General features: G+C 59.1%; 19 protein-coding genes. 14 read left to right on the top strand and 5 right to left on the bottom strand.

Annotated elements, in window-relative coordinates:
* Window positions 1–3 precede the first annotated feature (3 nt).
* Entirely contained in the window at window positions 4–918 is a 915-nt protein-coding gene (locus tag AACY50_RS05610) for a LysR family transcriptional regulator (protein WP_339507541.1), read from the bottom strand.
* 159 nt (window positions 919–1,077) lie between these two features.
* Here AACY50_RS05610 and AACY50_RS05605 point away from each other — a divergent pair, with 159 nt between their 5' ends.
* The 5 genes from AACY50_RS05605 (at window position 1,078) to AACY50_RS05585 (ending at window position 5,488) form a co-directional block, all read left to right on the top strand.
* A complete protein-coding gene (locus AACY50_RS05605; protein ID WP_339538278.1) occupies window positions 1,078–2,376 on the top strand; it encodes an MFS transporter in 1,299 nt (432 codons plus the stop codon).
* A gap of 76 nt (window positions 2,377–2,452) precedes the next feature.
* Complete coding sequence (locus AACY50_RS05600) at window positions 2,453–3,205, top strand: 5-oxoprolinase subunit PxpA (RefSeq protein WP_339431041.1); 753 nt, start codon at window positions 2,453–2,455, stop codon at window positions 3,203–3,205.
* Window positions 3,202–3,906, top strand: a complete 705-nt coding sequence (gene pxpB, locus AACY50_RS05595; protein WP_339538277.1) for a 5-oxoprolinase subunit PxpB — start codon at window positions 3,202–3,204, stop codon at window positions 3,904–3,906. The genes AACY50_RS05600 and pxpB overlap by 4 nt, the downstream gene beginning before the upstream one ends.
* The gene (locus AACY50_RS05590) at window positions 3,903–4,820 is read left to right on the top strand and encodes a 5-oxoprolinase subunit C family protein (RefSeq protein ID WP_339431043.1); all 918 of its coding nucleotides are present in this window, start codon (window positions 3,903–3,905) and stop codon (window positions 4,818–4,820) included. The genes pxpB and AACY50_RS05590 overlap by 4 nt, the downstream gene beginning before the upstream one ends.
* Before the next feature lie 119 nt (window positions 4,821–4,939).
* On the top strand, window positions 4,940–5,488 hold the full coding sequence (locus tag AACY50_RS05585) for a hypothetical protein (protein WP_339431044.1): 549 nt from the start codon (window positions 4,940–4,942) through the stop codon (window positions 5,486–5,488).
* A gap of 69 nt (window positions 5,489–5,557) precedes the next feature.
* Here the strand turns inward: AACY50_RS05585 and AACY50_RS05580 are convergent, their stop codons facing one another.
* From AACY50_RS05580 to AACY50_RS05570, 3 genes are all read right to left on the bottom strand, one after another.
* Window positions 5,558–6,736, bottom strand: a complete 1,179-nt coding sequence (locus AACY50_RS05580; RefSeq protein ID WP_339431045.1) for a vWA domain-containing protein — start codon at window positions 6,734–6,736, stop codon at window positions 5,558–5,560.
* 12 nt (window positions 6,737–6,748) lie between these two features.
* On the bottom strand, window positions 6,749–7,594 hold the full coding sequence (locus tag AACY50_RS05575; protein WP_007911294.1) for an AAA family ATPase: 846 nt from the start codon (window positions 7,592–7,594) through the stop codon (window positions 6,749–6,751).
* Window positions 7,595–7,817: 223 nt separating this feature from the next.
* Window positions 7,818–8,891 (bottom strand): DUF748 domain-containing protein, encoded by a 1,074-nt coding sequence (locus AACY50_RS05570; protein ID WP_339538276.1) that lies wholly within the window; start codon window positions 8,889–8,891, stop codon window positions 7,818–7,820.
* A 128-nt stretch (window positions 8,892–9,019) separates the two neighbouring features.
* On the opposite strand from AACY50_RS05570, the gene cysK reads away from it, so the two are divergent.
* From cysK to AACY50_RS05550, 4 genes are all read left to right on the top strand, one after another.
* Window positions 9,020–9,994: a cysteine synthase A gene (gene cysK / locus AACY50_RS05565; protein ID WP_339431047.1), complete on the top strand. Its 975-nt coding sequence runs from the start codon at window positions 9,020–9,022 to the stop codon at window positions 9,992–9,994.
* Window positions 9,995–10,178: 184 nt separating this feature from the next.
* Window positions 10,179–11,117: an aspartyl/asparaginyl beta-hydroxylase domain-containing protein gene (locus tag AACY50_RS05560; RefSeq protein ID WP_339431048.1), complete on the top strand. Its 939-nt coding sequence runs from the start codon at window positions 10,179–10,181 to the stop codon at window positions 11,115–11,117.
* A 268-nt stretch (window positions 11,118–11,385) separates the two neighbouring features.
* Entirely contained in the window at window positions 11,386–11,550 is a 165-nt protein-coding gene (locus AACY50_RS05555) for a hypothetical protein (protein WP_339431049.1), read from the top strand.
* Between the two features lie 93 nt (window positions 11,551–11,643).
* Complete coding sequence (locus AACY50_RS05550) at window positions 11,644–12,507, top strand: DMT family transporter (protein ID WP_339464884.1); 864 nt, start codon at window positions 11,644–11,646, stop codon at window positions 12,505–12,507.
* Window positions 12,508–12,565: 58 nt separating this feature from the next.
* Here AACY50_RS05550 and AACY50_RS05545 read toward each other — a convergent pair whose 3' ends face one another.
* Entirely contained in the window at window positions 12,566–13,474 is a 909-nt protein-coding gene (locus AACY50_RS05545) for a DMT family transporter (protein WP_339431051.1), read from the bottom strand.
* 227 nt (window positions 13,475–13,701) lie between these two features.
* On the opposite strand from AACY50_RS05545, the gene aceK reads away from it, so the two are divergent.
* From aceK to AACY50_RS05520, 5 genes are all read left to right on the top strand, one after another.
* On the top strand, window positions 13,702–15,423 hold the full coding sequence (aceK, locus tag AACY50_RS05540) for a bifunctional isocitrate dehydrogenase kinase/phosphatase (RefSeq protein WP_339464885.1): 1,722 nt from the start codon (window positions 13,702–13,704) through the stop codon (window positions 15,421–15,423).
* A gap of 135 nt (window positions 15,424–15,558) precedes the next feature.
* Window positions 15,559–19,470 (top strand): ATP-dependent RNA helicase HrpA, encoded by a 3,912-nt coding sequence (hrpA, locus tag AACY50_RS05535; protein WP_339538275.1) that lies wholly within the window; start codon window positions 15,559–15,561, stop codon window positions 19,468–19,470.
* Between the two features lie 328 nt (window positions 19,471–19,798).
* The gene (locus AACY50_RS05530) at window positions 19,799–20,920 is read left to right on the top strand and encodes a beta-ketoacyl-ACP synthase III (protein ID WP_339538274.1); all 1,122 of its coding nucleotides are present in this window, start codon (window positions 19,799–19,801) and stop codon (window positions 20,918–20,920) included.
* 146 nt (window positions 20,921–21,066) lie between these two features.
* Complete coding sequence (locus AACY50_RS05525) at window positions 21,067–21,678, top strand: RNA polymerase sigma factor (RefSeq protein ID WP_221729362.1); 612 nt, start codon at window positions 21,067–21,069, stop codon at window positions 21,676–21,678.
* Window positions 21,672–21,908, top strand: coding sequence for an anti-sigma factor family protein (locus tag AACY50_RS05520; protein WP_339431055.1), 237 nt, complete (start codon window positions 21,672–21,674; stop codon window positions 21,906–21,908). Before AACY50_RS05525 ends, AACY50_RS05520 begins: the two co-directional genes overlap by 7 nt.
* Window positions 21,909–21,913 lie beyond the last annotated feature (5 nt).

Genomic DNA, 21,913 nt, shown 5'->3' with positions numbered 1-21,913 from the left:
TGCTCAGTCAGTCAATGTGATGTAGCGCTCGCCCATCTCGCGCGCATACCCTGCCAGCACCTGCTGACACAACGACACAATCTCCTCGACCCAATCCACGCCCACCCGCCACGACACCACCACCTGCAAGTTCGATGGCCGTTGGTCGATGGCGAGCAAGGTCAATTCCCCCCGCATCAATTCTTCGGCCACCAACACCGGCGGCAGCGCGCCAATGCCGAATCCATCGCGCAACAAACGCGTGATCGCCGACACCGAATTCACACAGTTCAAGCGTGGCGTCAGCACGCCGTTGGCCTGCATCAACGCTAGAACGTCCTGATGCGGCCGGGAGTTTTTCGAGTAGGTGATGATCCGTTCCTGGGCCAGATCCGCAAGGCTTGAGAAGTCGCGGTTGTAGATCGAATGGCTCGCCACGATCCAGCCCAGCGGATGGCTGGCCAGCTCCAGACTGCGCACGCTTTCATGACGCACCAGGTCGGTTTGCAGGATCAGATCGAGAAAGCCTTTTTGCAGCTGATCGCAGAGGTTGAGCGACGTATCGGCCACCAGCTCGATTTCCACCCGTGGATACAGGTCGGTCATCTGCGCCACCAAGGGGCTGAGCCATGTGTGGATGACCGTGTCCATCACGCCAATGCGCACCCGGCCGACCTGGCTCGAACGGGTTTCGATCGATTGCTTGAGCGCGCTCATGGTGTCGAGCATCTGCTCGGCATATTCGAGCACTTTCAGGCCTTCGGGCGTCAGGCTGACCCCGCGTGAATCGCGCAGAAACAGCTTCGCCCCCAACTCGTTTTCAAGCACCGCAATGCGGCTGGAAATCGACGCCTGAGTGGTGAAAAGCTTGTCGGCGGTCAGGCGAAAACTCTTCAGTCGGGCGACCCAGACAAAGGTCTCGAGAAACTTCAGATTCATGGGCAAGGCTCGGGTGACAAATTTTTCTTATGCCTAAGGCGGGTTTTTATTCGTTGGACGCAGCAGGGCCATGGGACGAAAAATCGGCGCATCCGGTTCCCACGATAGGCGTCGTCGGGGCTTCGAACAAGACCAATAAAAAACCTGCGGAGATTGGCCATGAGTGCTCCCGATACCCTTCCCGACACACTCGATACACCCACGGCAACGGCGCGTCCGGGCCCGTTCGACTGGTATCGCAACATCAACAAACAGGAGCGTCGCACGTTCTGGAGCTGCAAGATCGGCTACGGTCTGGACGGCATGGACACGCAGATGCTCAGCTTTGTCGTGCCGACGCTGATTGCGATGTGGGGCATCACCACCGGCGAAGCCGGGCTGATTCACACCAGCACGCTGATCGCCTCGGCCATCGGCGGTTGGGTCGCCGGGATTCTTTCCGACCGCATCGGGCGCGTGCGCACGTTGCAACTGACGGTGCTGTGGTTCGCCTTCTTTACCTTCCTCTGCGGCTTCGCTCAGAACTACGAGCAATTGCTCATTGCCCGCACCCTGATGGGTTTTGGATTCGGTGGCGAGTGGACCGCCGGTGCCGTGTTGATCGGCGAGGTGATCCGCGCCAAGGATCGCGGCAAAGCAGTGGGCATGGTGCAATCCGGTTGGGCATTGGGGTGGGGGCTGACGGCGATTCTGTATGCGCTGCTGTTTTCGGTACTGCCGCCGGAAGACGCCTGGCGCGCGCTGTTCATCCTCGGCATCGTGCCGGCGATTTTTGTGATCTTCGTTCGGCGTTTGGTCAAGGATCCGGAGATCTATCGCGAAGCCAAGGCTGCGCAAACCCCGGAAAACCCGGCGAAGTTCTACGAGATTTTCGCGCCCGGCATGCTTTTCACCACGATTCGCGCCTCACTGCTGACCACCGGCGCGCTCGGTGGGTACTACGCGATCACGTCCTGGTTGCCGACCTTTCTCAAGAATGAACGCGGTTTGAGCGTGCTCGGCACCGGTGGTTATCTGGCGATGGTGATCGTCGGCTCTTACGTCGGTTACGTGATCAGCGCCTATCTGACCGACCTGTTGGGTCGCAAAAAGAACTTCGTTCTGTTCGCCGTGGGCTCTTTCACCATCGTTCTGCTCTATACGCAGATGCCGGTGAGCAATGGTGTGATGCTGTGGCTGGGCTTCCCGCTGGGCTTCTTTGCTTCGGGAATCTTTAGCGGCATGGGCGCGTTTCTCACTGAGCTGTTTCCAACGCGGATTCGCGGTTCCGGCCAGGGCTTTTGCTACAACATCGGCCGGGCGCTGGCGGCGTTGTTTCCATTGCTGATCGGTCTGCTCAGCCAGAAAGTGCCATTGAGCATGGGCATCGGTGCCTTCGCTGCAGTGTCCTACGGCGTGGTGATTCTTGCTGCATTGAGCTTGCCGGAGACTCGCGGCAAGCAACTCGATGCGCAGTAACTGATAACCTGCGGGGACAGCCCAATCGGCAAATGTCCTACGGATAAAAAGACAAGAAGCTACAGGAGTGTTCACCGTGAGCCGCCTGCTATTGAATTGCGACATTGGCGAGAGTTTCGGCAACTGGACCATGGGTCTGGACGCCGAGGTCATGCCCTTCATCGACTGCGCCAACGTGGCCTGCGGCTTTCATGCCGGCGACCCGAGCATCATGCGCAAAACCGTTAGCCTGGCGCTGAGCCACGGCGTGCAGGTCGGTGCGCACCCGGCCTATCAGGATCTGGTCGGGTTCGGCCGGCGCTCCATGGTGTATTCCGTTCAGGAACTGCAAGACATCCTGCATTACCAGATCGGCGCCCTCGACGGCATTTGCAAGGCGCAGGGCGGTCGGGTCAGTTACGTCAAACCGCACGGCGCGATGTACAACGACATGATGGCCAACCCGGCACAGTTGCGCGCAGTGATTCAGGCGGTTGCCGCTTACGACCCGACGTTGCCATTGATGTTGATGGCCTCCCGTGACAACTCGGCAGCGCAGCAGCTCGGGGACGAATACGGCGTGACCCTGTGGTTCGAAGCCTTCGCCGACCGCGCCTACGACAGCGCCGGCAAACTGGTCTCGCGGCAATTGCCGGGTGCGGTGCATCACGCTGCGCACACAATCATTGAACAAGCCCTGACCATTGCCAGCGGGGGCCCCCTCACTGCGAGCGACGGTAGCGCGTTGTACCTGCACGCCAACACCCTGTGTGTGCATGGCGATAACGCCAGCTCGGTGGCTGCCGTGCAACGCATCCGCGAGGCCTTGAACCAGCAGAGCGCGTCATGAACCCAAGGATTGAAGTCGTGGCGCTGGATTGTCTGATGCTGCGTCTGTTCGATGACATCGCCGAGGCCAACATGCCGTGGATGCTCGCCGCCAGTGAGCGCTTGCGTGCGGGCTTCGGCCCGCAACTGATCGATCTGGTGCCGTCCTACACCACACTGATGGTGCATTACGATCTGTTGGCCCTGAGTCCTACTCAGGCTCGGGCATTGATTGCCGAGGCGTTGATCGACCTCTCGCCGAATGTGCGAACCGACGGCCAGAGCCATGTGCTGCCGGTCTGGTACGACTTGAGCGTCGGGCCGGAACTGAGCTTGCTCGCTGAGCGAAGCGGGCTGGCGGTGGAGGAGGTGATCCGTCGTCACAGTGCCCGGGAATACCAGGTGTTCGCCCTTGGGTTTGCACCGGGGTTTGCCTTCATGGGCCTGGTCGAAGACATTCTGGCCGCACCACGCCTGAACACCCCGCGCAAGAAAGTCGCCGCCGGCAGCGTCGGCATCGCCGAGCGCCAGACGGCCGCGTATCCGGTGGTGTCCCCCGGCGGCTGGAACCTGATCGGCCGCACCCCGGCGACACTGTTCGACCGTCATCGCGACGGGTACAGCCTGATGCAGCCCGGTGACACCGTGCGTTTCGAAGCGGTGAGCCGTGCCGAGTTCATCCGTCTGGGTGGTGATGACACCCCGCAGGAGGCACTGGCATGAGCCGACTGACGATTGAAGCCAGTACGCCGTTATGTCTGTTGCAGGACGCTGGGCGTTTTGGTGTGCGACATCTGGGCGTCACTCAGGGCGGCGCGACGGACTGGCGCTCGATGAACTGGGCCAATTGGCTGCTGGGCAATGATCTGGACATGCCGGTGATCGAAATTACCCTCGGCGGATTTACCGTGCAGGCAGCAGAAGATTGCCTGCTGGCGCTGGCGGGGGCTGATCTGGGCGCGAACATCGATGGCCAGTCGTTGGCGCCGTGGCGCAGTTTCAAATTGCACAAAGGACAGACGTTGCAGTTCACCCGGCCGCTGCTCGGGGCTCGGGCTTATCTGGCGGCCCCCGGTGGATTTGATGCGCCCAGGGTTCTTGGCAGCCATTGCACGGTTGTGCGCGAGGGACTTGGCGGTCTTGATGGCATGGGCCTGCCGTTGGCCAAAGGGGCGACGCTGAGCTATCAGGGGCAAACCTTTCTGGTTCGGGAGGTGCCACTGGAGCATCGACCGGATCTGCGGCTGAATGCGCCGCTTGATCTGGTGCTGGGTGCGCAGATCGGTCAATTCAGCGGGCAGAGTCTGTTTGATGTGTTCAACAGTGACTGGACACTGGACAGTCGCGCCGATCGCATGGGCATTCGTTTGCTGGGCACGGCGTTGCAGTATCAGGGCTTGCCGATGATTTCCGAGGGCATTCCTCTTGGCGCGGTGCAGGTGCCGCCCGACGGGCAGCCCATCGTGTTGCTCAATGATCGACAGACCATCGGTGGCTATCCCCGGTTGGGAGCGTTGACGCCCTTGGCGTTGGCGAGCCTGGCGCAGTGTCTGCCGGGGGCGAAGGTGAGATTGCGGCCTGTGATGCAAGAAAATGGCTGGAAAAAACACATCGACTATCTGAAGTCCTACTTGTGAAATTGGCTGTTTCAGACTGAGTTGCGAGATGCTTCCTTTCTTTCTAAGTACATTGCCCTACAGCACTTCCCTGGAGCGTGTGGAACTATTTAGCCTTATCTCAAACAAGGAAGTTACAGATGCGTTATATGAAAGTCGTTGCTCAAGAGGGGGCCGAAGGTGGCGTCAGTGTCGGAAGCCGTATTGTCGGTTTTTATGATCGCGCCGAAGTTGACGCTGTTTATGAGGTGAAGATAAATCGCTTTGGCAATGTGCAGAGGCTCAGTGCTGACAGCATCCATTGCGAAGAACTGGTGGGTCGAATCGAACGATTCATGTCGAGTGCCAGCCTCGATATAAAGCGTATGTTTGACTGGAACCATCGCGGCGATCAGAACGGCAAATCCATGGAGCTTGTTGCCGAGGGGCACGTCACGGACGGTATCGCAACAAAGGTGAAGTTCCGCTTTTTGACAGAAGACGGTCAAGTCAACAACGAAGTGTTCCTCAGTCCGCAAACCGATGCCACGAGGGCGAGGAGTGCAGAGCTGGAAATTCGCGGGACCGAAGCCATTACGCCGGGCAAAAAAAGGCGCAGCAAGAAAAAACCGGGTGCTGTACTCCCAGAGGTACAAGACACTCGATTTATGAACAGGCTATGCAAAGCCTATATCGCGTTGAACTGGTAAAGAGTCTTCGCCAAATGCCCTGAAAGGCGACAGTGTTGAGGCTGTTGCCTTTCAGGGCATCGAGTATTTTTACTTGGACAGAAACCGCATGCCTTCTTCCAGGCCGCGCAACGTCAGCGGATACATCTGATCTTCGATCAAGTCGCGCACTATGTTGGTCGACGAGGTATAGCCCCACGTATCTTTCGGGTACGGGTTGATCCAGATGAGTTTCTTGTACTTCTCCATGAAGCGCTGCATCCACAGATAACCCGGCTCTTCGTTCCAGTGCTCGACGCTACCGCCGGCCTGGGTGATTTCATAAGGCGCCATGGCCGCGTCGCCGATGAAGATCACTTTGTAGTCGGCGCCGTACTTGTGCAGCAGGTCCTGAGTGGCGAAACGCTCGGACGTGCGGCGCATGTTGTTTTTCCACACCGATTCATAAATGAAGTTGTGGAAATAGAAGTACTCAAGATGTTTGAACTCGGTCTTGCAGGCCGAGAACAGCTCCTCGCAGGTTTTCACATGGGCATCCATCGAGCCGCCGATGTCGAACAGCAGCAACAGTTTCACGGTGTTGCGCCGTTCCGGGCGCATCTGGATGTTCAGCAGTCCGGCGTCCTTGGCGGTGTGATCGATGGTGCCGTCAATATCCAGCTCTTCCGCCGCACCCTGACGGGCGAATTTACGCAGGCGGCGCAGGGCGACCTTGATGTTGCGCGTGCCCAGCTCCACGGAATCGTCGAGGTTCTTGTACTCGCGCTGATCCCAGACCTTTACCGCTTTGCCCTGGCGTTTGCCGGCATCGCCAACGCGAATGCCTTCCGGGTTGAAGCCGCCAGAGCCAAACGGGCTGGTGCCGCCGGTGCCGATCCATTTGTTACCGCCGGCATGGCGCTCCTTCTGTTCTTCCAGGCGCTTTTTGAACTCTTCGATCAGCTTGTCCAGGCCGCCAAGTGACTGAATCTGCGCGCGCTCTTCGTCGCTCAGCGAACGTTCGAACTCCTTGCGCAGCCAATCTTCGGGAATCAGCGCCTGCAAGTGATCGTCGAGTTTTTCCAGGCCATTGAAGTAGGCGCCGAACGCACGGTCGAACTTGTCGAAATGCCGTTCGTCCTTCACCAGAATCGCCCGGGACAAGTAATAGAACTCGTCCATGTCGGCGAAGGTCACGCGCTGTTTCAGCGCGTTGATCAGATCGAGCAGTTCGCGCACCGATACCGGCACTTTGGCTGCACGCATTTCATTGAACAGGTTGAGCAGCATGGCATCAGCCTCTTAGCGGGTGCCGCGACGGCTCATGAACGCCAGACGCTCAAGCAATTGCACGTCCTGTTCGTTCTTCACCAACGCACCGGCCAGCGGCGGAATCGCTTTGGTCGGATCGCGTTCGCGCAGTACCGCTTCACCGATGTTGTCGGCCATCAACAACTTCAGCCAGTCGACCAGTTCCGAGGTCGACGGCTTCTTCTTCAGGCCCGGAACCTTGCGCACGTCGAAGAACACGTCCAGCGCTTCGCTGACCAGATCCTTCTTGATGTCCGGATAATGCACGTCGACGATTTTCTGCAGGGTGGTGCGGTCGGGGAAGGCGATGTAGTGGAAGAAGCAGCGGCGCAGGAAGGCGTCCGGCAGTTCTTTCTCGTTGTTGGAGGTAATGATGATGATCGGGCGTTTTTTGGCCTTGATGGTTTCGTCGATCTCGTAAACGTAGAACTCCATCTTGTCGAGTTCTTGCAGCAAGTCGTTGGGGAACTCGATGTCGGCCTTGTCGATTTCGTCGATCAACAGAATGACCCGCTCTTCGGACTCGAATGCCTCCCAGAGTTTGCCTTTCTTCAGGTAGTTGCGAACATCGTGGACTTTTTCGTTGCCCAGTTGCGAGTCGCGCAGACGGCTGACCGCGTCGTACTCGTAGAGGCCCTGATGGGCCTTGGTGGTGGACTTGATGTGCCAGGTGATCAACTTGGCGCCGAACGACTCGGCCAGTTGCTCGGCGAGCATGGTCTTGCCGGTGCCCGGTTCACCCTTGACCAGCAGCGGCCGCTCCAGGGTGATGGCGGCGTTGACCGCCAGCTTCAGGTCATCGGTGGCGACGTAGGCCTGGGTGCCTTCGAACTTCATCTGCTAATCCTCGAACGGTAACGCCGACCTGAACGGGCAGGGCGGGGGCGAAATAATCGGATGCCCGACTATAACGCGCCCCCCGGTCGACTGTGAACGCAGACGGGTTATTCAGTCTCTGAATGGAGCGTCACATGCTGACTGGGTTTTGGTCTCGGGCCAGACAACCCCCCCTGTGGCGAGGGGATTCGTCCCCGATGGCTGCGAAGCTGCCCCAAACACACTAACCCGCATCCGGCTTGGGTCGCTCATACCGCGCGTTGAACGCCTGGATGAATCCATTGCGTAAAATCTGCAAGAACGCTTCGAACGCGTTGATATCTTGCTGATGGACGTTACCGCTGAGTTCGACTTTGGTGGCGAACTGATTCTTGCCCTGGTTTTTAAGCACGGTTTCAGTGCCGCCGACCAGTGCCTCCCAGACCGAACGAAAGATACTTTTGTTCTTGTTTTCCACGTCCTGCTGCCAGTTGAACACTTCGACATCGCGCAGCAGCGGCTTGATGTAACCGGTAAGTTTGGCGTTTTCGGCTTTGGCCTCAATCACCACATCACCATGGCCGGCGTTGAAGTCGAACTTGCCATAGGCCGAGGCAAAGTCGTTCATGCGCTTGAGTTCGATATCACGGGCGCGCAGGCGGAACTCAAAGTCTTCGAAGTTGCTCAGTGGATCGAAGGTCGCGGTGGTTTCCAGAGGCGCGTGGCCTAACAACAGCGCTTTGCCCTCGAAGCGTGCGTTGCGTTTACCTGCGGTGTCGACCACGTTTGTCAGGTTGTAGAGGCTGGCATCGACATTTGTCGCATTCATGTTCACCGGTGGTTTGGAATTGAAGTTGCGGAAATTGATCCGCCCGTCGCTGATCCGCACTTCGTTAAGCGTAATCGGCAGGAGTTTGCCCAGTTGCTCACGCCAGTCGGTGCCTTTACCGGTCTGGGAGTCCTGTTTATTGCCTCCATCGACGAAGTTCACTTCGGGTTTGATGAATTGCACCTCGGCCACCACGGCATGGTCGTACCACAGCGAGTGCCAACTCACGGAAAGATCGATCAGCGGTGCATTGACGAACGGGACTGGCACCTTGCCGTCGACCTTGACGATCTTCAGGCCGTTGATTTTGTAAGCGCCACGCCACAGTGCCAGATCCACATCGGTGATCTGGCCGCGATAGTCGCCCATGTCCGCCAGTTTGCCGTTCAGGTAGTCACGCACCAGGTAGGGCAGGGCGATGTGCAGTGCGATCAGCAGCACGACAATCGTGGCGAGAGTCCATAACGGCCAGCTATAACGACGCTTCATGGCGACATTTCCTAAACGATATAAAGCGATGGACTGTCATGCGCCGCAGACGTTCGACCCGACTGGACTGTGATGGGTAACAGGCATACCTTTGAGCGCTGAATTCAATGCTGCATAAGGACCCAGCCATGAGCCGTATTTACGCTGACAACGCCCATTCCATCGGCAACACGCCGCTGGTGCAGATCAATCGCATTGCGCCGCGTGGGGTGACCATCCTGGCCAAGATCGAGGGGCGCAACCCCGGTTATTCGGTCAAGTGCCGGATCGGTGCCAACATGATCTGGGACGCCGAAAGCAGCGGCAAACTCAAGCCGGGCATGACCGTCGTCGAGCCGACTTCGGGTAATACGGGCATTGGCCTGGCCTTCGTGGCGGCCGCTCGTGGTTACAAATTGATGCTGACCATGCCGGCATCGATGAGCATTGAGCGTCGCAAAGTCCTCAAGGCCCTTGGCGCCGAACTGGTGTTGACCGAGCCCGCCAAGGGCATGAAAGGCGCCATTGAAAAAGCGGCAGAAATTGTTGCCAGTGATTGCGGCAAATACTTCATGCCGGCGCAGTTCGATAACCCGGCCAACCCGGCTATCCACGAAAAAACCACGGGGCCGGAAATCTGGAATGACACCGACGGTGCGGTCGATGTGCTGGTGGCCGGGGTCGGTACCGGCGGAACCATCACCGGTGTTTCGCGGTATATCAAGAATACCCAACGCAAACCGATTCTATCGGTGGCCGTGGAGCCTATGGCATCGCCGGTGATCACCCAGGCGCTGGCTGGCGAAGAGATCAAGCCGAGCCCGCACAAGATTCAGGGTATCGGTGCCGGGTTCGTGCCGAAAAACCTCGATTTGACGATGGTTGACCGGGTCGAGCAAGTCACCGACGAAGCGTCGAAAGCCATGGCGCTGCGTCTGATGCAGGAAGAAGGCATCCTGTGCGGCATTTCCTGCGGTGCGGCGATGGCCGTGGCCGTGCGATTGGCCGAGACCCCCGAGATGCAGGGCAAGACCATCGTGGTGATTTTGCCGGACTCGGGTGAGCGTTATCTGTCGAGCATGCTGTTCAGTGATCTGTTCACTGAGCAGGAGAACCAGCAGTAAGCGGATTGATTCAGATCAGCCAGGATTCAGGGGCGTTATGTTATTGAGTGCTTTGTTGCGCAAGGCTTGACACTGAATCTTGGGTTGGATGGGTTTTTCCCTTGGCCAGTAGTGTTTATCATGGCCGGCTGCCATGCCGGGTACGTGGCATGGCGTAGCGTTGTCTTTTTCCTGGGAGTTGTTGATGACCTTTTCGTTTACCGCCAAGGCTTTGGTGTTGCTGCTGTTTGTGGGCAGTACGCTCTATGTGCATTTGCGCGGCAAGGCGCGTTTGCCGGTACTGCGTCAGTTCGTCAACCACTCGGCGCTGTTCGCCCCGTATAACGCCCTGATGTACCTGTTCTCCGGCGTGCCGTCCAAGCCCTATCTGGATCGCAGCAAATTCCCGGAACTGGATGTGCTGCGCGATAACTGGGAAACCATCCGCGACGAGGCCATGCACCTGTTTGACGAGGGCTACATTCGCGCTGCCGAGAAGAACAACGACGCCGGTTTTGGCTCGTTCTTCAAGAAGGGCTGGAAGCGTTTCTACCTCAAGTGGTACGACAAACCGCTGCCATCTGCCGAAACCCTGTGCCCGAAAACCGTGGCGCTGGTAAGTGCCATCCCCAACGTCAAAGGCGCCATGTTTGCGCTGCTGCCGGGCGGCAGCCATCTGAACCCGCACCGCGACCCGTTTGCCGGTTCGCTGCGTTATCACCTCGGCTTGTCGACACCGAACTCCGACGATTGCCGGATTTTCGTCGACGGTCAGGTCTACGCATGGCGTGACGGTGAAGACGTGATGTTCGACGAGACCTACGTGCACTGGGTCAAGAACGAAACCGACAAGACCCGCGTGATCCTGTTCTGCGACATCGAGCGACCGTTGAGCAATCGCCTGATGACCCGCATCAACCGCTTTATCAGTGGGTGGCTGGGCCGTGCGACTGCGCCGCAGAACCTCGACGACGAACGCGTTGGCGGCATCAACCAGGCTTACGCCTGGAGCAAGAACTTCAGCGACAGGTTCAGCGGTGTGGTCAAGCAGTGGAAGCGCCGCAATCCGAAAGCCTACCGCGTGATGCGCCCGATCCTGGCGGTGGTGGTGTTGACGTTACTCGGGTATTGGCTGTTTGGTTGAGGCCGAACCCGAAACGAAGAACCGCTCCTTGTGAGCGGTTTTTTTATCTCGGAATACAGGCAAACAGGACAGTCGGCAAGGAGGCTTGGTTCGTCTTCGATACTCGTCGATATGGCTTGCGAGCCATGTCTGGCCGAAGCAATGCCCTTGAATCTGTCGCTACCGACACGCAGCCAAAATCATTGCAATCCATGTCCCGCGCTGGTTATAGTCGGCCATCGTGAGCCCAACGACTCACCCAGCCACCCTCAAACAAAGATCTGCCCAAATGCCTGCATCCCTCATCAACGCGGTAGTCGATTCAGCGCTCAACGCTGGCGTCGTGCCGTGCGGGAATCAGCAGACCAAGCAGATCAGTCATTACCCTCCACCTGTCAGTAGCACGCCGGTGTGCGCAGTCGTAGCACCGCCGGGCGTTGGCGTTTCGGGCTGATCAGCATTCTCTGCTGACCCCTGCGCCCGCCAGAAAACTACTGAATTTCAGCCTCGGCTGAGTTGGCTATTTGCCTGACTACAGGTGGTATTCATGTTTGTCCTGTCGAAAAAAACCGCGCTTGCGGCGATGTCCACGAGCCTGTTCGTGCTGCTGTGGAGCAGCGGCGCGATCTTCTCCAAATGGGGCCTGGCCCACGCTTCACCGTTTGCGTTCCTGCTGATTCGCTTTGCCATTGCTTTGGGCGGGTTGGTGCTGCTGATTCCGTTGCTCAAGCTGAAACGGCCCAAGGGCGGCAAGCCGATGCTGTTTGCGATTGCCACAGGCGTGGTGTTGCTGGGGGCTTATCAGATCTTCTATCTGCTGGCCTTGAACACCAAAGTAACCCCGGGCGTGATGGCAACCATCATGGGCGTGCAGCCGATTCTCACCGTTGTCTTGATGGAGCGGCAGCGCTCGGCGAGCCGGCTGTTCGGTCTGGCGCTGGGGTTGGCCGGTCTGATCATGGTGGTTTATCAGGGGATGGGTCTGGCCGGGATGTCCTGGGCAGGGATGCTGTTTGGCCTGCTGGCGCTGGCGAGCATGACCCTGGGTTCGATCATGCAGAAACGCATCACCGACAACCCCCTGGGCACATTGCCGGTGCAGTACCTGGCCGGGCTGTTGTTGTGTGGGGTTTTCGTGCCGTTCCAGCCGTTTCATTTTGAACACAGTGCAGGTTTTATCGTGCCGGTGTTGTGGATGGGCCTGGTGGTGTCGGTGCTGGCGACACTGTTGCTGTATCGCCTGATCGCCCGGGGCAATCTGGTGAATGTCACCAGTTTGTTCTACCTGGTACCGGCAGTGACGGCGGTGATGGATTATTTGATTTTCGGTAATCGCCTGGCCGCGCTGAGTGTGCTGGGGATGCTGTTGATCATCGTTGGCCTGGCGTTTGTGTTCCGTAAAACCGCATAAAACCTTGCGTAAAAAAAGGCCCGGGAGATGATGCCCGGGCCTTTTTGCATCTGCTGAATTACTGCGCGGCGGCTCGGGCAGATTTGACCACCGCCGGCTTTAGCACCAACCACAACGCCAGTGCAATCAACACCCCGCCATAGATGTGCGCCATCGACAGCGGCTCATCGAGAAACAACGCGCCCCACAACACGCCGAACGGCGGGATCATGAAGGTCACGGTCATCGACTTGACCGGGCCGATGGAACTCAGCAGACGGAAGTAAATGATGTAGGCAAATGCGGTGCAGCCCAGGCCCAGGCCCAGCAGCGACAGCCACACGCTCCAGCCGCCCCAATTTGCCGGTGGTGCGGTGATCACGCTGTAGCCGAACAGTGGCAGCAGGAACAGCGTCGCGCCGAGCATGCTGCCCAGGGCCGAGAGGCGACTGTCCAGTCCACCTGCCTGATCCAGCCAGCGTCGCGCGAGAAATCCTGCAAAACCGTAACACGTGGTCGCGAGCAGGCAGGCAATGGCGCCCATCAGCAATTGCAGGTCAAACGCCACGGGGCCGGCACGGGTCAGCACGCCGACGCCGAACAGTCCGAGGAATACCCCGCCAAGTTTGGCCACGGTGAGTTTTTCACTGAAGAACAGTCCGCCGATCAGCACGCCCATCAAGGGGGTGGTGGCGTTGAAAATCGCTGAATAGCCGGCCGGCAATACTTGGGCCGCGACCGAATACAGGGTGGCCGGGATGCCCGAGTTGATCACGCCCAGCAGCATCACGGTTTTCAGTTTGCCTTTGAAATCCCAGCGCACGCGCATCAACCCCAGGATCACCACCAGACCGACAGCGGCAATCGATACCCGCAAAAACCCGGTCGGCACCGTACCGACCACTGGCGCGATGATGCGCATGAACAGGAAGCTCGCGCCCCATATAGCAGCGAGCGACAGCATGCGGAAAATATCGACGGGGCTCACGGTGACACTCCTTCCTTTATCGGGACGAGAGTGTTGCCGAGCGCCCTGACGATGGCAACCGCTATTGGGGCATTTAACTTTGGTCCGACCGGTCCAGTGTTGACGCCGGCAACGAATAATTCCTGTCATGTGCAACCACGACGCGGTTTTGGCACAAATTGCACTTCACCTGCGGCCGGTTCCGTGGCTAAGCTCAGGCATTCCGAATGCACGCAGAGGTCTCATCTATGCCGCAGCAATGGCCAGCCCCCGACATCGCCCGCATGATCCTCGATGGCTTTGACGATTACCGCGAGCATTTCCGTCGGATCACTGACGGCGCCCGGGAGCGCTTCGAGCAGGCGCGCTGGCAGGAGATCCAGACGGCCTCGGCGGCGCGGATCAACCTCTACGAAGACAAGGTCGGCGAAACCATCGCCCGGCTGCGTGAACATTTCGACGACGAAGCACTGATGGACGTCAATGGCTGGCCACTGGTGAAAAGCGCCTACATCCGCGTCATCGATTTGCGCTTCGACGATGAGCTGTCCGAGACCTGGTACAACTCGATTTTCTGCGGGCTGTTCAGCCATGACCTGATCAGCGACGGCTGCATGTTCATCCACACCACCCGGCCGAGCCTGCGCCGAGCACGCGCCGCGCAAACCCGCACCTACAAGCCGCAAGGTCAGTTGTCCGGGATGCTGGCGAGTATCTTTGCCGACTACCGTTTCGGTGAGGATTACGCCGATTTGCCCGGTGACCTGCACCGCCTCGAAGCGCAATTGCGCGAGAACCTGCCGGACTGGGTCTGCAAGGATCCGGAACTGAGCGTCGAACTGTTTTCTTCGGTTCTGTACCGCAACAAGGGCGCGTATCTGGTCGGGCGCATCTACACCCGCGACGAGCAATGGCCGCTGGTCATTCCGCTGCTGCACCGCGAAGGGCGTGGGGTTCAGATCGATGCGCTGATCACCGATGAAGCCGATGTGTCGATCATCTTCTCCTTCACCCGTTCGTATTTCATGGTCGACGTACCGGTGCCGGCGGAGTTCATCGGCTTTCTGCGGCGCATTTTGCCGGGCAAGCACATCGCCGAGTTGTACACCTCGATCGGTTTCTACAAGCACGGCAAGTCCGAGTTCTATCGCGCGCTGATCAATCACCTGGCCAGCACCGACGATCAGTTCATCATGGCCCCGGGTGTGCGCGGCATGGTGATGAGCGTCTTCACGCTGCCGGGTTTCAACACCGTGTTCAAAATCATCAAGGACCGTTTCTCACCGTCGAAAAACGTCGACCGCGCCACGGTCATCGAGAAATACCGCTTGGTGAAAAGTGTCGACAGGGTTGGGCGCATGGCCGATACCCAGGAGTTTGCCGATTTTCGTTTTCCGCTGAGCAAGTTCGACCCCGCGTGCCTTGAAGAATTGCTGGAAGTGGCGCCGTCCACGGTGTCGGTGGAAGGCGATACTGTGCTGATCCGCCACTGCTGGACTGAACGGCGCATGACCCCGCTCAACCTGTACCTGGAGAACGCCAACGAAGCGCAGGTGCGTGAGGCACTGGAGGATTACGGCTTGGCGATCAAGCAATTGGCGGCGGCGAATATCTTTCCCGGCGACATGCTGCTCAAGAACTTCGGCGTCACCCGTCACGGGCGGGTGGTGTTCTATGACTACGACGAAATCTGCTTCCTGACCGAAGCCAACTTCCGCCACATCCCGACACCGCGCACGCCAGAGGATGAAATGGCTTCAGAGCCGTGGTACTCGATCGGGCCGCTGGATGTGTTTCCCGAAGAGTTTCCGCCGTTCCTGTTCGCCGATGCCGGTCAACGCAAATTGTTTGATCAGTTGCATGGCGAGCTGTACAACGCCGATTACTGGAAGAGCCTGCAGGAGGCGATTCGGGCAGGGAAGGTCATCGACGTCTTCCCGTACCGGCGCAAGGGCCTGGATAACGAATAACAGCAGCGACGAGCGGCAAGTGACAAGCTTCAGGCCAGCAGTTGATTCAACTTGCGGCGTGTAGCTTGCCGCTTGTAGCTGCTTTTCTGCGACAATCGCCACCCTGCGCCACTAGACGACTGAATTGCGTACCCGATGACCGAAGAATCGCCCTCCATCGACAAACTGCTGAAAAACCTCGACCACGCCATGCTCGCCGACCGCCACCGGCTGCGGCGGCAGTTGCTTGAGCTGCGCAAAAAGCCAGACGAGGCCAAGCTGGCCCAGTGGGTGGCGCGCATGCAGGCGTCCTGTGATCAAGTGCTGGCGCGCAAGGCCAGCCTGCCGGTGATTCGTTACGACGACAGCCTGCCGATTGCGGCCAAGCGTGACGAGATCAAAAAGGCGCTGGAAAAGCATCAGGTGCTGATCATCGCGGGCGAAACCGGCTCGGGCAAAACCACGCAGTTGCCAAAAATCTGTCTGGAAATCGGTCGCGGCCAACACGGTTTGATCGGCCACACCCAGCCACGGCGGATCGCTGCCCGCAGTGTTGCCAGTCGCGTCGCAGAAGAACTCGCGACGCCGCTCGGGTCGCTGGTGGGCTACCAGGTACGCTTCGAAGATCAGAGCGATTCCAACACCCTGATCAAACTGATGACCGACGGCATCCTGCTGGCGGAAACCCAGAACGACCGCTATCTGGAACGCTACGACACGATCATTGTCGACGAAGCTCACGAACGCAGCCTCAACATCGACTTCCTGCTCGGTTACCTGAAAACCCTGCTGCCGCGCCGTCCCGACCTGAAGGTCATCATCACCTCGGCCACCATAGACCTGGAGCGTTTCTCCAAGCATTTCGATGACGCACCAATTGTCGAGGTCTCCGGCCGCACCTTCCCGGTGGACACCTGGTATCGCCCATTGACCCTGGAGCAGGACGAGGAGGGCAACCGCGTTGAGGACGACCTGACCGTCGATCAGGCAATCCTCGCCACCCTCGACGAAATTGCCGCCTACGAGCGCAGCGAACGTCGCAGCCCAGGCGATGTGCTGGTGTTCCTGCCCGGTGAGCGCGAAATTCGCGATGCCGCCGACATGCTGCGCAAGGCCCAACTCAAACACACCGAGATTCTGCCGCTGTACGCGCGCCTGTCGCCGGCCGAGCAGCAGCGGATTTTCCAGTCGCACCCCGGCCGTCGCGTCGTGCTGGCGACCAACGTCGCTGAAACCTCGCTGACCGTGCCGGGCATCCGCTACGTGATCGACAGCGGCACTGCGCGCATCAGCCGCTACAGCTACCGCGCCAAGGTTCAGCGTTTGCCGATCGAAGCGATTTCCCAGGCCAGCGCCAACCAGCGTAAGGGCCGCTGCGGCCGGGTCGAGCCGGGCATTTGCATACGTTTGTACAGCGAAGAAGATTTCCTCGGTCGCCCGGAATTCACTGACCCGGAGATTCTGCGCACCAACCTCGCGGCGGTGATCTTGCAGATGCTGCATCTGCGCCTCGGCGAAATCACTGCGTTCCCGTTCATCGAGCCGCCGGACGGCAAGGCGATCAGCGACGGTTTCAACCTGCTGCAAGAACTCTCGGCGGTGGATCGCAACAGTCAGTTGACCCCGCTCGGCCGTCAGTTGGCGCGCCTGCCAGTCGACCCGCGCATGGGCCGCATGCTGCTTGAAGCGGCGAAACTGGGCAGCTTGCAGGAAGTGCTGATCGTCGCCAGTGCCATGTCGATTCAGGACCCGCGCGAGCGTCCGCCGGAGCGCCAGCAAGCGGCGGATCAGGCTCACGCGCAATGGAAGGATGTCGATTCCGACTTCGCCGGCCTGGTCAATCTGTGGCGTGGTTTTGAAGAACAGCGCCAGGCGCTGACCGCCAGCCCGTTGCGCAATTGGTGCCGCAAGAACTTCCTCAACTATTTACGTCTGCGCGAGTGGCGTGATTCCCATCGCCAGTTGAGCCTGATCTGCCGCGACATGCAGTTGAGCCTCAATAAAGAACCAGCCGATTACCCGAAACTGCACAAAGCGGTGCTCGTCGGTTTGCTCAGCCAGATCGGCCAGAAAACCGAGGACGGCGATTACCTCGGCGCCCGTCAGCGACGTTTCTGGATTCACCCGTCGTCGGGCATCGGCAAGAAGCGTCCGCAATGGCTGATGACCGCCGAACTGGTAGAGACCACCAAGCTCTATGCGCGCATGGTCGCCAAGATCGACGCCGACTGGATCGAGCCGCTGGCCGGGCATCTGATCAAGAAAAATCACTTCGAACCGCACTGGGAGAAGAAGCGCGGCCAGGTCGTGGCCTTCGAGCAGATCACCCTGTTCGGGCTGATTGTGGTCGGGCGCCGACCGGTTCATTACGGCCCGGTTGACCCCGTGGTTTCGCGTGAGCTGTTTATCCGCGAAGGTCTGGTGCGGGGCGAGATTCAGTCCAGAGCCAAGTGCCTGAGCGCCAACAAACAACTGCTCGAACAGCTCGATGAACTGGAAGCCAAGGCCCGTCGCCGCGACATTCTGGCCGACGAAGAAACCCTGTACGCCTTCTACGATGCGCGGCTGCCGGCGGAGATTCACCAGAGCGCGACGTTCGACAGTTGGTACCGGATCAACAGCCAGAAAGACCCGCAACTGCTGATCATGCGCGAAGAAGACGTGCTGGCCCGCGAGGCCAGTGAAGTCACCGCACTGCATTACCCCGATACCTTGCACATCGGTGATCTGGAACTGACGCTCAGTTATCACTTCGAACCCAATCACCCCCGTGACGGCGTGACCCTGCGGGTGCCGGCGCCGTTGCTGCCGATGCTGCCGCCGGAGCGTCTGGAATGGCTGGTGCCGGGGCTGATCGAGGCCAAGTGCATCGCTCTGGTGCGCAATCTGCCCAAAGCGTTGCGCAAGAACTTCGTGCCGGTGCCGGACTTCATCAAGGCTGCGCTGCAACGCATGACCTTCGCCGAGGGCTCGCTGCCCCAGGCGTTGGGGCGCGAGTTGTTGCGCATGACTGGTGCGCGGGTCAGCGATGAGGCGTGGGCGGAAGCGGCGCAGCAGGTCGAAGGGCATCTGCGCATGAACCTGGAAATCGTCGACGGCCAAGGCAAATTCCTTGGCGAAGGACGGGATCTGGCCGAACTGACTGCGCGTTTCGCCGAAGCCAGTCAGGCCGCACTGGCCGTGCCGCAGAGTGCCAAGAGTCAGCAGCCGGTGGAGGCGAAAGTCTTCGCGCCGGTGGCAGCAAAAACTCAGCAGAAAATTGCCGGGCTGTCGATGACGGTCTACCCGGCGCTGGTGGAAGAGGGCGGCACGGTCAAGGAAGGGCGGTTCTCGACCCCGGCCGAAGCCGAGTTCCAGCATCGTCGTGCGTTGCAGCGCTTGCTCATGCAGCAACTGGCCGAACCGGCCAAATTCCTGCGTGGCAAGTTGCCGGGGCAGACCGAACTGGGCTTGCTCTACCGTGAACTGGGCCGGGTCGATGCGCTGGTCGAAGACATTCTGCTGACCAGTCTCGACAGTTGCATTCTCGACGGCGAAGACCCGTTGCCGCGTGACGGTGCAGGGTTGGCGGCGCTGGCCGAACGCAAGCGTGGCAGTTGGACCGAACACGCCGAGCGCGTGGCGCGGCTGACGCTGGAGATTCTGAAGATCTGGCATGGCCTGCAAAAGCGCTTCAAGGGCAAGATCGATCTGGCCCAAGCCGTGGCGTTGAATGACATCAAGCAACAGATCAGTCATCTGGTTTACCCGGGGTTCGTGCGGGAAACGCCGATGCAATGGCTCAAGGAGCTGCCGCGTTATCTGAAAGCCGTCGAGCAGCGTTTTGAAAAACTGGGCGCGCAACTGCAGAAGGATCGGGTCTGGAGCGGTGAACTGGCCGGTTTGTGGGCCCAATACCAGGCCCGCGCCGCCAAGCATGCCCAGGAAGGCAAACGCGATCCACAGCTTGAGTTGTATCGCTGGTGGCTGGAGGAATATCGGGTTTCGCTGTTCGCCCAGCAGTTGGGAACGAAAGTGCCGATTTCCGATAAGCGCCTGAATAAACAATGGACCCAGGTCGAACCCTAGATCTATCGACGTGCACAGTCCCCCTGTGGGAGCGGGCTTGCTCGTGAAGGCGTAGTGTCAGATAACTGATTCGGTGACTGACACACCGCCTTCGCGAGCAAGCCCCCCGCCTTGGGATTTGCGTTGTGCTTGAGAAAGGGGCCAAAACCTTGGGTTTATGGCAAACTTCGCGACCATAAATGCCTGTTTCGCGACCCAGAGCCTTCGGCGTGGTCACGCAACGGAATAAAACGATGCCAGGTTTGCGTCCCCCGGATGGGAATAGACCCTTTGTGTGTTGGTACGACGGTTCCAGCACTTTCTGCCTGAACAGATTAGAGAAACGACCATGCATAACGTCGTCATCAGCGGCACCGGCCTGTACACCCCGGCCAACAGCATCTCCAACGAAGAGCTGGTGCAGTCTTTCAATACCTACGTCGCGCAATTCAACGCGGACAACGCAGACGCCATCGCCAGCGGCGACATCCAGGCCCTGACGGAATCCAGCGCCGCCTTCATCGAAAAAGCCTCGGGCATCAAGAGCCGCTTTGTCATGGACAAAGAAGGCATTCTTGATCCGCAGCGCATGGCCCCGCGTCTGCCGGAGCGTTCCAACGACGAATGGTCAGTACTTTGCCAAATGGCCATCGGTGCTGCCGAACAAGCCTTGCAACGTGCCGGCAAAACCGCCGCTGACATCGACGGCGTGATCGTCGCCTGCTCCAACTTGCAGCGTGCTTATCCGGCCATTGCCATCGAAGTCCAGGAAGCCCTGGGCATTCAGGGTTTCGGTTTCGACATGAACGTGGCCTGTTCCTCGGCCACCTTCGGCATTCAGGCGGCCGCCAACAGCGTGCAACTGGGCCAGGCCCGGGCGATCTTGATGGTCAACCCGGAAGTCTGCACCGGTCACCTGAACTTCCGTGACCGCGACAGCCACTTCATCTTCGGCGACGCCGCCACGGCCGTGATCATCGAGCGCGCCGATCTGGCTACGTCCAAATACCAGTTCGACGTGGTCAGCACCAAACTGCTGACCAAGTTCTCCAACAACATCCGCAACAACTTCGGCTTCCTCAACCGCGCAGCGCAAGAGGGCGTCGGTACTCGCGACAAGCTGTTCGTGCAGGAAGGCCGCAAGGTGTTCAAGGATGTTTGCCCGATGGTGGCTGAACTGGTCGGTACGCATCTGGAAGAGAACAAGCTCAATGTCGGCGATGTGAAGCGTTTCTGGCTGCATCAGGCCAATCTCAGCATGAACCATCTGATCGTGCGCAAACTGCTGGGCCGCGACGCCACCGAAGAGGAAGCCCCGGTGATCCTCGACACTTACGCCAACACCAGCTCTGCCGGTTCCGTGATTGCTTTCCACAAGTATCAGGATGATCTGGCTGCCGGTTCGCTGGCGGTATTGAGTTCGTTCGGTGCGGGTTACTCGATCGGTAGCGTGATTCTGTGCAAGCGTTGAAAGTGGTTTAATTTCCGCTTAATCACGCTGACCTTTCCTACATCCGAATCGGTTGAAACGCTGTAGTTTTCGGAAATGGCGGCAGGAGACGCTTCAGGCGAATCCTGCCGCTATCATTTTCGAAGTCGGAACAAGGGGATTGATGGATGGCGGTTGACGACACCCAACTGCTCGCGCGTTTGCTGGCAGGCGAGCAACAGGCTTTCAAGGAACTGGTCACGACTTATCAAAGCGCCATGCGCGCCGTCGCTTATGCGATTGTCGGCCAGCGTCACGTCGAAGAAGTGGTGCAGGATGCATGGCTGTCGGTAGTGCGCCATATCGGCAGTTTCGAAGGCCGCTCCAGTCTCAAGACCTGGTTGCTGACCATCACCGCCAACTCGGCCAAGAGTCGCTACAAGCAGAATCGCCGCGAAGTGTTGATGGATGACTTGCCGTCACCCCACGGCACCATTGATGATGACCGCTTTTCCCCCGGCGATGGCCACTGGCTGATCGCACCGTTCGCCTGGCACCAGGACACGCCTGAAGCGCTGCTCACCGAAAGCGAGTTGCGTGAGTGCCTCGAACACACACTGCTCAACCTGTCGGAACTGCAAAGCAGCGTTTTGTTGTTGCGCGAACGTCAGGGCCTTGAGCTCGAAGAGATCTGTAATCTTCTGGAGATATCGCTCTCCAATGTCCGTGTGCTGCTGCATCGTGCGCGGCTGAAAGTCTTCGCGACAGTGGAGCATTTTGAGGAGACCGGGGAATGCTGACCTGTAAGGAACAAGTGGCGCGCTCCAGCGATTATCTCGATGGCCAGCTGAGCTTTCGCGAAAAACTGATGGTGCGTCATCACCTGATGTTCTGCCCCAATTGCCGGCGCTTTATACGCCAGATGCGATTGATGCAGGCGACGCTGAAGGCGATGCCGGAGAAACCTGAAGAGGGGGTGGATGCGTTGGCCGAGCGGTTGGCGGCGCGGCTTCGGGAAGACAGCCCCTAGGGGGA

It is taken from the genome of Pseudomonas sp. RA_15y_Pfl2_54 (genome assembly GCF_963971015.1).
Taxonomy (GTDB): Bacteria; Pseudomonadota; Gammaproteobacteria; order Pseudomonadales; family Pseudomonadaceae; genus Aquipseudomonas; species Aquipseudomonas baetica_A.
This window is presented reverse-complemented; position numbering and strand designations above follow the sequence as displayed.